Annotated in this window: 10 protein-coding genes; 3 read left to right on the forward strand and 7 right to left on the reverse strand. The window is 55.0% G+C overall.

Features of this window, described 5'->3' with window-relative positions; all coding sequences use genetic code 11:
* Positions 1 to 488: 488 nt before the first annotated feature.
* The 3 genes from QEZ52_RS16685 to QEZ52_RS16695 form a co-directional block, all read right to left on the reverse strand.
* On the reverse strand, positions 489 to 1,508 hold the full coding sequence (locus tag QEZ52_RS16685) for an IS110 family transposase (protein ID WP_406645600.1): 1,020 nt from the start codon (positions 1,506 to 1,508) through the stop codon (positions 489 to 491).
* A gap of 523 nt (positions 1,509 to 2,031) precedes the next feature.
* Positions 2,032 to 2,409, reverse strand: coding sequence for a hypothetical protein (locus tag QEZ52_RS16690; protein WP_406645601.1), 378 nt, complete (start codon positions 2,407 to 2,409; stop codon positions 2,032 to 2,034).
* A gap of 85 nt (positions 2,410 to 2,494) precedes the next feature.
* The gene (locus QEZ52_RS16695; protein ID WP_406645602.1) at positions 2,495 to 3,127 is read right to left on the reverse strand and encodes a tyrosine-type recombinase/integrase; all 633 of its coding nucleotides are present in this window, start codon (positions 3,125 to 3,127) and stop codon (positions 2,495 to 2,497) included.
* Between the two features lie 660 nt (positions 3,128 to 3,787).
* Between QEZ52_RS16695 and QEZ52_RS16700 the strand changes: the two genes are divergently transcribed.
* A complete protein-coding gene (locus QEZ52_RS16700; protein WP_406645603.1) occupies positions 3,788 to 4,030 on the forward strand; it encodes a hypothetical protein in 243 nt (80 codons plus the stop codon).
* A 327-nt stretch (positions 4,031 to 4,357) separates the two neighbouring features.
* On the opposite strand, the gene QEZ52_RS16705 is transcribed toward QEZ52_RS16700, so the two are convergent.
* On the reverse strand, positions 4,358 to 5,380 hold the full coding sequence (locus QEZ52_RS16705; RefSeq protein WP_406645604.1) for a GlxA family transcriptional regulator: 1,023 nt from the start codon (positions 5,378 to 5,380) through the stop codon (positions 4,358 to 4,360).
* Positions 5,381 to 5,541: 161 nt separating this feature from the next.
* Here QEZ52_RS16705 and QEZ52_RS16710 point away from each other — a divergent pair, with 161 nt between their 5' ends.
* Positions 5,542 to 6,924, forward strand: a complete 1,383-nt coding sequence (locus QEZ52_RS16710) for an FAD-binding oxidoreductase (protein ID WP_406645605.1) — start codon at positions 5,542 to 5,544, stop codon at positions 6,922 to 6,924.
* A 3-nt stretch (positions 6,925 to 6,927) separates the two neighbouring features.
* Positions 6,928 to 7,866: a homocysteine S-methyltransferase family protein gene (locus QEZ52_RS16715; protein WP_406645606.1), complete on the forward strand. Its 939-nt coding sequence runs from the start codon at positions 6,928 to 6,930 to the stop codon at positions 7,864 to 7,866.
* A 315-nt stretch (positions 7,867 to 8,181) separates the two neighbouring features.
* Here QEZ52_RS16715 and QEZ52_RS16720 read toward each other — a convergent pair whose 3' ends face one another.
* The 3 genes from QEZ52_RS16720 to QEZ52_RS16730 all read right to left on the reverse strand — a co-directional run bounded on the left by QEZ52_RS16720 (position 8,182) and on the right by QEZ52_RS16730 (position 13,624).
* Entirely contained in the window at positions 8,182 to 9,597 is a 1,416-nt protein-coding gene (locus tag QEZ52_RS16720) for an FAD-binding oxidoreductase (protein WP_406645607.1), read from the reverse strand.
* Between the two features lie 130 nt (positions 9,598 to 9,727).
* A complete protein-coding gene (locus QEZ52_RS16725; protein ID WP_406645608.1) occupies positions 9,728 to 9,985 on the reverse strand; it encodes a DUF4242 domain-containing protein in 258 nt (85 codons plus the stop codon).
* A 30-nt stretch (positions 9,986 to 10,015) separates the two neighbouring features.
* The gene (locus QEZ52_RS16730; protein ID WP_406645609.1) at positions 10,016 to 13,624 is read right to left on the reverse strand and encodes an adenylate/guanylate cyclase domain-containing protein; all 3,609 of its coding nucleotides are present in this window, start codon (positions 13,622 to 13,624) and stop codon (positions 10,016 to 10,018) included.
* Between the last annotated feature and the right edge of the window lie 561 nt (positions 13,625 to 14,185).

Genomic DNA, 14,185 nt, shown 5'->3' on the forward strand with positions numbered 1-14,185 from the left:
GAGAAAACCAAATGCATCCAATCTCGAACCGACCTTCATCTTGATAAACTATGAATGCCCACGTTTAAGGAATTTCCCGACAACAACTTTGCCTGCGACATGTGGGTTTGAGATCAAGCGCTACTGGTCAGTTTGAACGTCTGCTTTGGTGAAAAATACTGCACTGCCAAACATTCATCGCCGTGGTTGCAAGAGAATGCTGCGTCAGCAATAGCCGCACGTGCACAAGTCCGGTTTGTCCTGTGTGGATGGCGTCTGCTTTGCAAGGAAAAAATGCGTTGATTGCGCGGTTGGTCAGTACAGTCCTGTGTCCGGCCTTTGATCGCGGCGTCGATATTTGCCACTGGCCTTGATGGGTTCCGTAAACCTGCTCCCAATCGGCGACGCGAACCTGTGAGTTCAGGACAAAGCACGGGATTTCAGGTTTTCGGATGACCGCACGTGCCATCGTGGCATTCGTCTTGCAATTCGGTTTTGTTCGGCTCCTTTTATGCTGCTGTTTGGCGGTAGTATGTATCCTTGGTGAGGATCGCCCAGATTATCCTGGCTGCCTTGTTCGCCATAGCAATCGTTGCGAGGCGGACGGGTTTGCGTTCAAGAAGCTGCATGATCCAAGGGGGCACACGTTCTGGGTATCCACGGGCACGCTGAACTTGAGAGGTCATGCCAATCACAAGCAATCGTCGGAGATAGCGATCACCTTTCTTGCTGATACGCCCCAAGCGCTCTTTGCCACCACTAGATCTGTTCAGCGGCGTAAGCCCCAGCCAAGCGGCAAACTCGCGTCCGTTCTTGAACTGCTTGCCGTCTCCGATGGTGGCGACAATGGCCGAGGCGGTGATAGGGCCGACGCCGGGCACCGTCCTGATGCGCTTGGCGCGTTCATCGATCCTAGAATGATACTCAATTAGTTTATCGTAAAACGTGACCCGTTCATCGAGAGCAATAACCTGTTCGCAGAGCGTCTTGAGCATGCTCTTTGCAACGTCAGGCATGTCCAGGCAGTTATCCGTCTGGAACGCCTTGATGAAGCGCATTGAGGCGACTGGTCCGTTCCCGATCACATGACCAAACTCACGAAGAAGACCCCGGATCACGTTCAACATCTGGGTCTTCTGACGAACGATAAGCTGGCGCACGCGATGGATCGTCAGTAGGGCCTGCTGCTCTTTAGATTTCACAGCGACAAACCGCATCGTCGGTCGTGTGACGGCCTCGCAGATTGCCTCCGCATCGACGGCGTCTGTCTTTCCGCGCTTCACGTAAGGCTTGACGTAGACCGCTGGCATTAGCCGCACATCATGCCCGATCGCAGTTAGTTCATGTGCCCAATGATGCGCGGACCCGCAGGCCTCAATTCCAACAAGGCAGGTTGGCAACGTCTCGAAGAAATTGAGCAACTGTTTGCGCCGGATCGAACGATTGAAGACAACTGTGCCATCGGCGGTGATACCGTGAACTTGGAAAACGTCCTTTCCCAGATCCAGTCCTATTGTCGTAACTTCCATGGTGGAGCTCCATTCCTAGCTGATGAAAACATCTGCACTATGCCGCATTGCGCGACGGTTGACTGCAGACGCCATCCACTCCATCCACATTGCCGATCTTAGTCCAGAACGCGCCGAATGCCTGCAATCCGGTCTTTTCAACCCCGCCGCTGAATTCACGGATGCTAATGTGGTTCAGAGCTGTTGTCTGACTCTTATAGTTCGCATGACTATCCGACCGTGACTGTACCGAGCTAGTCGCCACACCCAATTGGTGGTTAAAGATCGTAACTAAGGGTGTGACGATCTTAGCTGCGTGCGTGAAAAAGATTTAGTAAACATCGTTGATATCGAGGTCCCGCAACCACTACTGTCGAACAGGCCACCTTCGGGTGGCCTTGTTTGTTTTTGGGCCACGCCAAAACTCAGCAAACCCGCAAGTTCGCTCACCAACTCGATGGCCAAACCCTCACCATCCGGGACAAGACGCATCTCTGACAGGAAGCTGCGGATGATATTGGTGGCTTCATCTTTTGTGGACGGATCATTCAAGGCGGCGCCTTCTTGAGCACATGTCGGCAAGACCTTGGTGCAGCCAGACCGGCGACTGCGTCTCGGTGTTCTCCAGATCGTTCTCCAGATCGTTCTCCACCTCCGCCTTGCGGTCCTCCAATGTGTCCATCTTGTCCTTCATGCTGGGATGGGACTTGCCCTGTGCACTGGCGTCGACGATCTTGTCGATCTGATTGGCGACCTTGGATAGCTTTCGCTCAGAATTGGCTTTGGCCTCATAGTGCTTTTCCGCGATGACCAATGTTACGTGACCGAGGATATCGCGAATGATGCCGATATGCTCGGGGTGGAGCTCGGCAATCGACGTTGCGGTGATGTCGCAGAATGCGTGAGCACTCGCCACGAACATCAGCTTCCACGGACAGCATGGGGCTGCACGAAGGGAGAAGATCGAGGGACCGGTTTGGGCCGCCCGCGAAGGCGGCCCCTCCGCATCAGATCTCAATGGCTTCCGCGATGGCCAAAGCGTCTTCCAATTCAACGCCCAAATATCGAACAGTGCTGTCCATCTTGGTATGTCCCAACAGGAGCTGAACGGCCCGCAGATTGCCAGTCTTCTTGTATATCTGTGTCACCTTGGTGCGCCGCATTGAATGCGTACCATAGGCTGTTGCCTCAAGACCTATGGATGTCACCCAATCGCGAACGATCCGTGCATATTGGCGCGTTGAAATGTGCAACCGATCGCGGAAACGGCCTGGCCACAGAAATTCAGAGCCAACCATAAGAGGGTCCTCCACCCATCTCGCGACTGATGCTCGCGTGCCTTCCGAGATTTCAAAACGAACTGGTTTCTGCGTCTTGCGTTGCAGAACAGACGCGCGTTCCTTGATCCGACCGGACGCCATCACATCCACAACCTGCATGCGAACGAGATCACAACCCCGAAGCTTGCTATCAATTGCCATGTTGAAAAGAGCGAGGTCTCTGTGGTTTTCGGCGAGTTCAAGGCGAACCCTTATTGCCCAGACATGTTTCGGTTTCAGTGGGCGCTTCTGTCCGACGATCCGCCCCTTGTTCCAAGCAGGGCGAAGTGCGCGAATGGCAGGTAAATTTGGCGTTTCCATGATTGATCCTCCGATCCGCCACGCCCTCCCAGAACGACAACCCGACGTTGACGGCCAACCATATCACAGGATGCCGTATTGCATTAGAGGTCGGCTCGGAACTCCAGAGCAACGGAGGCTGCACATCAACCAAATGGCCACTTCCAAGAAGTTGCTAGCGTCCAGCTTTCGGGATCAATCGGGATCAAAACACAATGATGTAGCCAAACAACTAAGCCGGTCTCATTCCTGCCCATGAAACCCGTTACTCTCAGCTTTCACCCAACCTACAGACGGCAATGCAAAGCGGCGTCCCAATTCGAGACAACGGCTCTCGGAGCATTTTTCCAGCAGTGACCTGCGTGATAAACTGCCTTCCCTGCATCTGCGTCGAATGTGAAAGGCCATTCAGGATGTCAAAATTGCGCAGAAGAGTGCAGCGCATCATCGGCGACAATCGCCTCTCGGTCGCCGCTTTTCACCAGCACCGACACATGGCCTGGTGAGTGCCCCGGCGTTGGGATCACTGCACAAACCCCGCCAAGAATTGAAGAGATCATCTGGCCTTGGGTTGATGGCTACTGCACGTTCATGAAGGCCGATCACACATTCGACGTCGATGTTTTCGGGTCATGGCGTTTCATCTCCTTCACCGCATTTCCAGAAAATGGGAACGACTGAATGAAGCGGGATTTCATGCGGGTTGACGGACAGCTTCGCGAGTTGGCGCTGGGGTCAGTCCCGGAGTTCAATAGCTCGGAGCGATGTAAATACCCTTCCAATGACGGCCCGCCATATTGGGGCCAAGCCGCATCCGAGACTGGCGAGCCGGGATACGAGGCCGTTGGCTACACAGGAAGGATCACGGCATCTCAACAGGACGCCACGGCGTCTGTGATGTTCAAGGGCGACAGTGGGGGCTGATTTTTTGCGGCCGTAAATTTCGAATGAGAAACCGATCGCACGCCGGTAACAGCCTAAGGTCAGGACCGATATCTGTCCATCTGCGAAAATGCGGACTTGATCTGCGGAAACCATCAAGGCCAGCGAGATTGCGGTCCGCGCAATCATGTCGGACACAAGACCGTATCATCGACCAGAACCGACCGCTGTTGCCAAAACAGGTCCAACCGGGCGGCGCTTGCCGTTCACCTATTCAGACTGGATTTACGGTCGCGCTGCTGCATTGGTTAGACTCGAGCCCACATTGCGTGTTTCTGCGCGATGAATGAATGTCTGCAATAGCGTGTTTCACGTCGGTTGCGCGATCCGGGCAATCCGTTGGAACTTCTTGCGATAGGCAGCGGGTGTCATACCTGTGCCGCGTTTGAAAACCCGTCGAAAGGACGCCGGATCGTCATAGCCGATGGCGGCACCCACGTCGTCATTGCTGATCTGGTCCATCTCCAGCATCTGCTTGGCCTCTTCGACCCGCAGCGCCTGCACATATTCGATCGGGGCAAAACCCGTGGCCGTTCGAAAGCGGCGTGAAAACGTTCGCGGGTTGAGACCTGAATGCTCAACCATCTTCTCCACCGGGTTGGCGGTGGCATAATGTTCGGCAATCCATTCCTGACTGTCGGTGATCGGGCCGTCGTTCGATTCCATGGGCCGGGTCATCACCGCATATGGCGACTGGCCCTCGGCATGCCCCCCGATCAGGAACACCTTGGCGGTTTCAATCGCAACCTGATAGCCACAGAAGCGTGCAATCAGGTAGACCACCAAATCATGCCAGGCACTGACACCTCCGGCGGTGACGATCCGGTCTCCCTCCGCCGCCAGGCACAGCACCGATTCCGTCTGAAACGAAATCTTGGGGAAATGCCGCTGGAACATGTCACGATAGGCCCAATGCGCCGTTGCGCGATGACCATCCAACACACCCCCTTCGGCCAAGAGCAGCGATCCCGAGCAGACCGACGACAACAGCGCCCCGCCCGCATGCATCGCCTTCAGCCAGGCAATCTCACGCGGGTAGCGCCCGTGCGGCACATCGTAGATCGTGGTGTACATGTCGCAGACAACCACCGCATCAGGGGTCTCGACATCGCCGATGGCGGCGTGTGGCTCCACCGGGATGTTACCAATACAACGGAATGGCTTTCCGTTGGCGGTGACAATCTTCACGTCCAGCAACTCATCCCCCGGTTTGCCGACCACCATATCCAGATAAACAGCCCCCGCCGACATCAACACATCATAAAGCCCATAAAGCACCGAAGCCGAAGTCTCGGGCGCGGCCAACAACAAGATCTGCGGCTTCTTCGCCATTCCCTCAATTCCCCCTTACCGCACAAATGTCCAAAACGGCCCGGCTTTGACCGATCCGCCATAATCACTTGTCCAGTATGCCGCAAAACTGGCAATATTGCCACTGAGCGCACCAAGCCCGATGCGTTACCCTTTCTGAATATAAAGGAAAGGATTTGATCATGAGCACCCCAGACACACATATTGCCGGCTTTGAAGGTGAGCTTCTGACGGCAGGGGCAGACGGTTATGACGCGGCCCGCGGCGTCTGGAACGCGATGATCGACAGGCGGCCCGCGCTGATTGCGCGGTGTCGGAATGCGCAGGATGTGATGGCAGCTGTGCGCCATGCCGCAGCCCATGATCTGGGCATTTCAATCCGCGCGGGCGGCCATAACGTTGCAGGCCATGCGGTTTGCGATGGCGGGTTAACGGTTGACCTTACCCAGATGCGTGGTGTCAGCGTTGATGCCGAACGACGCGTCGCTTTGGTGGAGGGCGGCGCGCTCTGGGGGGACGTGGACAACGCCACCCAGGCCCATGGGCTGGCCACCCCCGGCGGTCTGATTTCGGATACCGGCGTAGCAGGATTGACGCTCTCGGGCGGCATCGGCTGGCTGCGGGCCAAGCACGGGTTGTCGATTGACAACCTTGTGGCGGCGGATGTGGTGACGGCCGATGGCACGCTTGTACACACCAGCGCCGATGAAAACCCAGAGTTGCTTTGGGCGCTCAGGGGCGGTGGCGGCAACTTCGGTGTGGTGACCCGGTTCGAATTCTCCCTGCACCCGGCCGGGCCCGAAGTGATGTTCGCCGCCCCGATTTACGCAGTCGAAGACGGCCCCGGCCCGATCCGCGCCTGGCGGGATTTCATGCGCGAGCATGACGGGCTGATCGGGTCGTTATGCGAATTTTCCACCGCAGGCGGCGAAGACTTCCCCGAGGAAAGCTGGGGCAAGCGCGTTTATACTCTGGCCTGCGTGTACAACGGAGACGCTGCCGAAGGCGAAGTGCTGATGCAGCCCCTGCGAGAGCTGGGTAACATGGTCACCGATTTCTCGGGCCGGATGGGCTATTGCGAGGTTCAGACACTGTTTGACACGCTGATGCCCGCTGGTGATTTCCGTTGCTATTGGAAGGCACGCTACCTGACTGATCTTTCTGACGAGATGATTGACCTTGCCATGGCCAATGCTCAGGCCGCGCCGTCGGAAAACTCGATCTCCTCACTCTGGAACTTCGGCGGGGCCACCGCGCGGGTGCCTGCGGATGCCACCGCCTTTGGCGACCGTTCTTTCGGATGGATGTATTCGCTCGATGGTGTCTGGCCGGATGCAGCAGACGACGCTGCAAACATTGCCTGGGCGCGCGATGGCTGGGACAGTGCCGCACGCTTCGGGCACGAGGGCCGCGCCTATCTCAATTTTCCCGGCCATGGTGAAGACAATGATGCGCTGACCCGTGCGGCTTTTGGGGTCAACTATCAACGGCTGGTCGAAATCAAGACGAAATACGACCCGCAAAACCGCTTTCGCTTTAACCAGAACATCAAGCCGGAGGCGTGAGGCATGACCCGCACCAACCCAACCCCCGCCACGACCACCGGTGCAATTTTCCTGACGGAAGGCGGTACCGAGACCGAGATCATGTATCGCCACGGGTTCGAGTTGCCCGAGTTTGCCATGTTCCCGCTGTTGGAAAACCCCAAGGCCGTAGTCGCCCTGCGGCAAGTCATGTCAGATATGCTGGACGTCGCAGCCGAATTTGGCCTGTCGTTCATGCTGACCGGGTTGGATTACCGCGCCAGTCCCGATTGGGGGGCAAAGCTCGGCTATTCTCCCGCTGGTCTGGCCGATGCCAATATCGCCAGCATCGCGTTCCTGCGTGAATCCGCAAAGCCCTATGCTGGCCAGATCCCGCAACTTCTGATCGGTGGCTGCATTGGGCCGCGTGGCGATGCCTATGGGATGAACGCCGAAATGACCGCCGAAAGCGCTGAAGACTATCATTCGGTGCAGCTGGAAACGCTGAAAGCGGCAAACGTGGACTTCGCCTGTGCGGCAACTTTTAACAACATCCCCGAGGCTGTAGGTGTTTCCCGCGCCGCCGCCAAAATCGGCGTGCCGCTGTCGGTATCCCTGACATTGGACAGCTCACATCGCCTACGCTCTGGACCTACTCTGGCCGAGGCCATCCCCGAAATCGACCGTCAGGCGGGTGAGGCCGCGCCGGACTATTACCTGCTCAATTGCTCGCACCCGCTGGAATACGAGCCGGCGATAGACGGCGGTGATTGGATAAACCGCCTGCGTGGCGTGCGGCCCAATGCCTCCAAGATGGAGAAAATCGCCTTGTGTAAACTGGGCCATATCGAGGACGGCAACCCTGTGGAACTTGGTCAGCAACTGGGCGATCTGCGGGCGCGCCATCCGCATATGGACATCTTCGGTGGCTGCTGCGGAACCGGCCACGTCCACCTGCGCGAGATTGCCCGCGCACTGGTTTAGGCAGGTGGGAAGGCGACAGCGCGGAACAAACCTATCGTTCGGGCCATATAGATTCCCATGACCGGATCGTCGCCCCGCGAGCGATCGGTTCTGACCGCCGCGAAAGCTTGATCTGGATTCTGCCAAAATTAACCCAGACGTATGGTCGCATTCGGGAAATCCGCTGCGGCGCAGCGAACAACACCGGGCAGGCGCGCGCATTTTCTGCGCGAGCAGTATAGGCGTCAGCAAAAGGCGGGACGGTCCCGCTCAGCGACCATTGGTACGTCGTGTAATCAATGGTCGCTCTGCCCTATTGCAGACAGGCATACCCGCTCACGCAGGCAATATATTGTGGTTCATTCTGAAAAGGTTGTCCGGATCATATTTACCTTTGATCATAGACAGTTTTTGACCGTTGTCGCCATAAGCGCCCGCCATGTGATCCGCTTCATCTTCGGGCATGAAATTCACATAAGCACTGCCGGTAGAGTAAGGTTTCATCCGATCATAAAGGGTACGCGCCCATGCGATACACTCATCGTCCTTTGTGGGATCCTCCCAGCGGGTGTGCACATTCATGATGAAATGCGATGATCGTTCTGGGTATGCAGTCTCATCTGTTCCAACCCGTTCCATTTCACCGCCCACATGAGCGATGAACACTTCACAAGCCGGATCCGGCAAAGTGGAGATCCCTTCCAGAAGTGTTGCAATCGCATCTGAAGAAAGAGCGGCGAAATCGTGACTCTTCCAATAATTGCGCGCTCCAGGTGACAGGAGCGGATCAAAGGCGGCCTGCCAACCTACAAATGGATGCGGAGAAATGACATCTACTATCGGGCTTCCGAGGCCACGCAAATCCGCCATTGCCGTCTCGCCTTCATCCATGGGCCCGGCATAACAAGCAGCGAGAATGAGGACCTCACGTCCGTGCCATTCTTCGGGAAGAAATGGCAAAGGCGGGGCTTTGCGCATCACGCTCCAGACTGTCAATTCATCCGGTGCGCTGTCGGCAATTTTTGTGACTTCTGCCAGCAGATCGGGTGCCTCTGCGATCGGATGAACGATCAATCCGGACAGGACTTCTGGCCCCAGAGGATGCAGTTGGAACTCAAAGGAGGTAATCACGCCAAAATTGCCTCCGCCGCCCCGTATGGCCCAGAAAAGATCTGGGTGGCTGGTCGCTGATGCCGTGACGATAGATCCATCCGCTGTTACCACTTCGGCTGACAAAAGATTGTCGATTGTCATTCCAAACTTCCGGGTGGTCCACCCAAAGCCGCCACCCAAGGTGAGACCTGCAATGCCGGTGGTCGAGTTGATACCTGTCGGGACTATCAGCGCGTGCGCTTGGGTCTCGCGGTCCACGTCAGCCAGAACGGCTCCGGGTTCCACACGGGCGGTTTGGTTCGCTGGATCAACATACACCGAACGCATCTGCGACAGATCAAGCATTACTGTTCCATCGGAAACCGCATGACCCGCAATCTGGTGGCCGCCGGATTTCACCGACATCACAAGTCCGTTGTTGCGAACGAAATTTACTGCTTGTTGTACATCGCTGGCCCCCAAGGCCCGGATCACAAAGCCTGGGTGGCGGTCAACCATTCCATTCCAGATCGTCCGGGCGTCGTCGTATTCTGCACTGCCCTTAAGATGCACCGCCCCTCTGAGTGACATATCAAGTCCGTTCAGAGTCTCTTGATCTATAACAGAAGTATCGTCGTCGAGAGTAAATAGTTCGAACATAAGAATTGGCCTTCCTTTTTAAGGTAAGGCTTCTTGCAAGACTGCCTCGACTGAAGAAAAAATGCCTCTATTCACCTGTTCTCGGTGACGGGGCAGAATTTGCAACCAATGTAAGTGTTGACCTAGATCACTAAGCAAAGAGGCCGGGATCGATCCGATCCACGGATGTTATGACATCTGCTGGGATATTCAGGCGTTCGGCTGCTTTTCTCAGGCTGTCTTCGTCGGGTGCTTCGTACAGACAGTATGTCTTGCGTTTATCAGCGCTCAGAAACGAAAAAATCCACTCGACGCCCTCTTCGTCATTGATCTCTTTTATCTGAATTTTGGCGTCGTTGTCTATTACGAGCTGATCCGCAAAGTTTCTTTCAATAATAAATCTTGGCATATTTCACCCCAAAACGTGTTCGCAGAGTTTCTAGGTCACTTGTCCTTCGAGTTTTGATTTAAGGGATATCATACCCAGATCCCGAGCGGTTGCCAACGCTTCTGCTTCTAGGTGAATAGCACGTTCCGCATCTTTGAGACGGCCGCGACGTCGCAAGGCAAACGCATATGCCGCCTTGCTATGGGCGATCCATGGTGGCGCGGCCATGCTCGTGTCAATTTTGATCGCCTTATCAAACAAGTTATCCGACGTTTCCCAATTCCCCATCAATGCGGCAAGGCTGCCGAGCCGACGAGCTGCGGCACCAATGCAGGCCGTTGTCGCACCCGCAGTGATTGTAAGGTTTTCGTAAGGAAGCAGCATGCTGAAGATGGTTTTGGCATGGTTTTCGTTTTCTACCGCTACACAGATGTCGGCCAAATACGAAAGTGTTGTCGAATACATAGCGTCTGGCGAAATCGCAAATCCAGTATCAGCGAGTTCGTTCAGTATGCGTTCAGCCGGTTCTATGAAGCCCAATTCGGCAGCGACTACTCCGAAACCTGGTTTCCAACGCGCATCACCCGAACTCTCTGTCATCAGGCGTTTGATGACGGGCGCGACCTCCTGCAACCGACCTTGCTCCCTGCGGATAGTAAACATCTGCACGCCATAAACACCTTCAACATGTTTGCCATGCGTTTGGCGTCCAATCTTTACAGCTTCGTTGGCATAGCTCTCGGCGCGCTCAAAGTCCCCCTCCAGGGTGGCAACCATCGCCCGGGCATGTGTTTGCACCCAATAAAGCTGACGGTGATTTTCTTTGGTCGATATCTCGGTCAAAAGCTCAAGCGAGTTATCCATCAACTGGCGATCCGCCATTTCTGCTCCGACAAACAGACTCAGCGTTCGGTCCCGCCCCTGATCTATCGTACCCAATTTCTCGGCAACCTTGTGCATGGCTTCAAGGTTTTGGCGCCAATCGCGCACTTCGTCTTCCTGTCTTGCAACAAATGACGCAGCAAATCGCGCCATCATGACGTGGAATTGGGATTTAAGATCGCCCAGTTTTGCCGCCAACTTCAGACATTGCTGACTGTATTCTGCGCTTGCCGTAAATTGACCCGTGAACATGTAAGTGCGCGCCAGTTGGCTCATCAATTTGCACCGGCGGACCTCATCATGCTCCGGCAAGTCATTCAGAGCCTTCAAGCAAACCTTGATGGCTTGTTCATGCAATTCACCGGCCATCATGCTTGAATCAGCGAAATGGTGAGCAGCATCTGCCGCGATTTCAACATCTCCGATCTTGCAGGCGGCTTCTGACGCTTCTTTGAGAGTGGCGATACCTTCCGGCAATCGACCGACGCTATCATAGCCTCTTCCGACAAGGATTTTGCCAACGATCACTTCCCGGCTGTTTTCACCCCCTAGTTTGTGCGCAGCATTAAGAGCTTCATTGGCGTTCACCATCGCCTCATGACTGGCAGATCGAGCAAGGGCCATCTCGGTTGCAGATTGCCAACGTTGAAATGCTGCTGCCCAATTTTCTGCGGCGGTCAAATGGTGTGCGAGCAGTTCAGGGCGACGCTCGATTTCGACGGATCGAAGCAGAGTCAGAGCGCCGGCGACTTTCGCATGCAGCTCCCTGCGGGTTGAGGCCAGCATAGATTGATAGGCTGTGTCTCGGATCAGCGCGTGTCGGAAAACAAAGTGGCCGCGGTTATGGCCGCTTTCGAATATCAGGCCCGATTTGCAAAGATCATCTAGGCAGTTCCGAATTTCGGCCTCATCTTTATCCATTGCAGACCGCAGCAACGCCGGTTCAAATTCACGACCTATTACCGAGCCCGCCAAAGCCACTTGCTTTGCTTCAGGTGTAACAGCGTCAAGGCGTGCCATCAAAGTGCCCTTCAAAGACGAGGGCACTTTGAATTTCCCTTTTTCACCCGATGCTACGATTGCGCGTGTCAATTCCTCGACAAACAGTGGAATTCCATCTGTTCTTTCAACAATTGTCTGAACAAGGTTTGGCTCTGGCTCGCTTCCGGAAATACTTCGAACCAAATTGGCAACATGTTCAAAGTCAAATCGGCGAAGTTGAAGCGTTTGTACATGGGCGTCGCCATCGTCGCGGTCCAACTCCCAACCGGGACGGTGTGTAATCAAGAGCATCAGCGGAAGATCCGCACAAATGGCTTTGAAACGATCCAGCAAAGCATTGGTGGACGGATCAACCCAGTGCGCATCCTCAATGAACAGAATAACCGGACGCACATTTGCGCGCGCTTTGACGGTGTCAATCAGTGTCTGAATTGTAATGTCGCGCTGCTCTTGTGGGGATAGATCTAGAATTTTCTGGGCAACCTTACTGCGCGGTGCCACCAGAGCGGCAAAAACCGGAAGCACCTGATCAATGTCCAAACCCTGCCTAGTTTCGAGCATTGCCTGTACTTGTTCCAGAACACGGTCATCGTCAAAACCCGGTTCGACACCAGCGTCCTGAGAAATGCGTTCGGTAACCGAGTGGAACGGACTACTGGTGAGATAAGGCGAACAGTTCAGCCTTATTATATCAGCATTGCCTGCAATAGCTTCATCAGCCAGAAACTCTTCGGTCAGACGGGATTTCCCAATGCCTGCCTCACCCGCAAGCAACACAACCTCGCCCTTACCGCCTTTGGCTCCATGCCAAGCCTGATGAAGTATGCCGTTTTCAAGGTTTCTACCAACCAAAGCGCTGTTTGAGTCCCCGCGATGTGCAGCACGAAATCGGCTTTCGGCACTGCGCTCAGCAACGACCTGTAACAGCGTGCGCTGGCCGTCAAACCCTTTGAGTTCAACTTTCCCAAGGGAAGAAAACTCGAAAATTCGGCGCAGCGCCGCTTCTGTTTCCTCTTCTGGCAGGACGATCGTGTTAGGAGGAGCGTGCTCTTGAATACGTGCCGCAAGGTTGAGGATCGGGCCTGTCATCGCTCCTTCTTCGTATGTGTTTTTTCCGATTGCATCACCGACGACCACTTCGCCGCTTGCGACGCCCATCCGAACGGCCAACGGCTCGCCATCCGGCGTTTCCAACTCTTTCACACGCGCGACCGCGTCTAGCCCAGCTTTCACAGCGCGAACTGCATGATCTTCGTAGGCGCTAGGCCAGCCAAAAAACACCAAGAGCCCGTCACCGAGATACTTGGCAACGTAACCTCCGTATCGGCTGACGGCACCGGCGACGGCATCCTGATACCTCTGTAACAGGATGCGCATATCTTCGGGGTCCAGACGATTGGTGAGTTTGGTTGATCCGACGAGGTCAGCAAACAAAACTGTCAGGTGGCGGCGCTCTGCTATTGCGTTTGAACTGGGTTTTGACGAAACCGCCAAATCTGGTGCGGCGTGTCCAGAACTTTGAGAGGGTTCAGGCTGAAGGGGCTGCTCGCGCAAATATGGCTTCTGCTCGGGCGTCGAAAGACTAGCTAAGTTGTTTTTGAGGTCTTTGAGAGCGGCCAAAATGATCTTGCGATGGCCCAAGCTTACGCCCAATTCTTTTAAGTCATCCCCAGTAAGCAACGGCAAGACTCTGTCATCCACATCATTAGTGATGAATGAATCGGCATACTGATCCAAACCTAGTTCGGTGAGCCATGCGTCGATGTTAAAGGCCATACCGGTAACAATGCTTGTTTATGAGATTTCGATCAAGATATTGATCTCGGCACAGAACTCACTCTCCCAAACACTGAACGACCATCGACTGAATTTGGGAGCCCGCCATATGGTGTTGCATCATGCATGACACCCGACTGATCCGGCCGGTGTAACCCCGGCCTATGCGGCTCTTGAATCAAGCTTGTTCGACAGCCATTCGTTCCTTGGCGGGAAATTTTTCCATTTCCGAAACTGACGACGCCTTCGTTTCAGCAACGTTGACAATCTTCCGTGGCTACAGATTTGCCCTTTGCGCCAATATCCAACAAGGACAAGTTTGGGCGATCAGCACCGAAGAGGTTGATCTGAATGAAGGTCAGTTAAGCCCGCACTGCCGTCCGTGACCGGATGAGTATGCTGCACGATGCAATAGAAACAAGTTTGGTGAAGCCGCAGCGCAGCTTCTGGCACAATATTGGAGGTCTCCTGTGGGCCGTACCGACCTCATTTCTCTTTTTCAGTGTGTTGGAAAACATCATTATTGCGTCTGGCAACGCTGGTTGCACCCTTCCGCAACCA

This window comes from Aliisedimentitalea scapharcae (genome assembly GCF_045277565.1).
Classification (GTDB): Bacteria; Pseudomonadota; Alphaproteobacteria; order Rhodobacterales; family Rhodobacteraceae; genus Aliisedimentitalea; species Aliisedimentitalea scapharcae.

Bases quoted from the DNA above. Each gene is read 5' to 3' on its own strand.
- QEZ52_RS16685 (WP_406645600.1), bottom strand. From the start codon at position 1,508: ATGGAAGTTACGACAATAGGACTGGATCTGGGAAAGGACGTTTTCCAA.
- QEZ52_RS16720 (WP_406645607.1), bottom strand. From the start codon at position 9,597: ATGTTCGAACTATTTACTCTCGACGACGATACTTCTGTTATAGATCAA.
- QEZ52_RS16725 (WP_406645608.1), bottom strand. From the start codon at position 9,985: ATGCCAAGATTTATTATTGAAAGAAACTTTGCGGATCAGCTCGTAATA.
- QEZ52_RS16705 (WP_406645604.1), bottom strand. From the start codon at position 5,380: ATGGCGAAGAAGCCGCAGATCTTGTTGTTGGCCGCGCCCGAGACTTCG.
- QEZ52_RS16700 (WP_406645603.1), top strand. From the start codon at position 3,788: ATGAAGCGGGATTTCATGCGGGTTGACGGACAGCTTCGCGAGTTGGCG.
- QEZ52_RS16715 (WP_406645606.1), top strand. From the start codon at position 6,928: ATGACCCGCACCAACCCAACCCCCGCCACGACCACCGGTGCAATTTTC.
- QEZ52_RS16690 (WP_406645601.1), bottom strand. From the start codon at position 2,409: ATGTTCGTGGCGAGTGCTCACGCATTCTGCGACATCACCGCAACGTCG.
- QEZ52_RS16695 (WP_406645602.1), bottom strand. From the start codon at position 3,127: ATGGAAACGCCAAATTTACCTGCCATTCGCGCACTTCGCCCTGCTTGG.
- QEZ52_RS16730 (WP_406645609.1), bottom strand. From the start codon at position 13,624: ATGGCCTTTAACATCGACGCATGGCTCACCGAACTAGGTTTGGATCAG.
- QEZ52_RS16710 (WP_406645605.1), top strand. From the start codon at position 5,542: ATGAGCACCCCAGACACACATATTGCCGGCTTTGAAGGTGAGCTTCTG.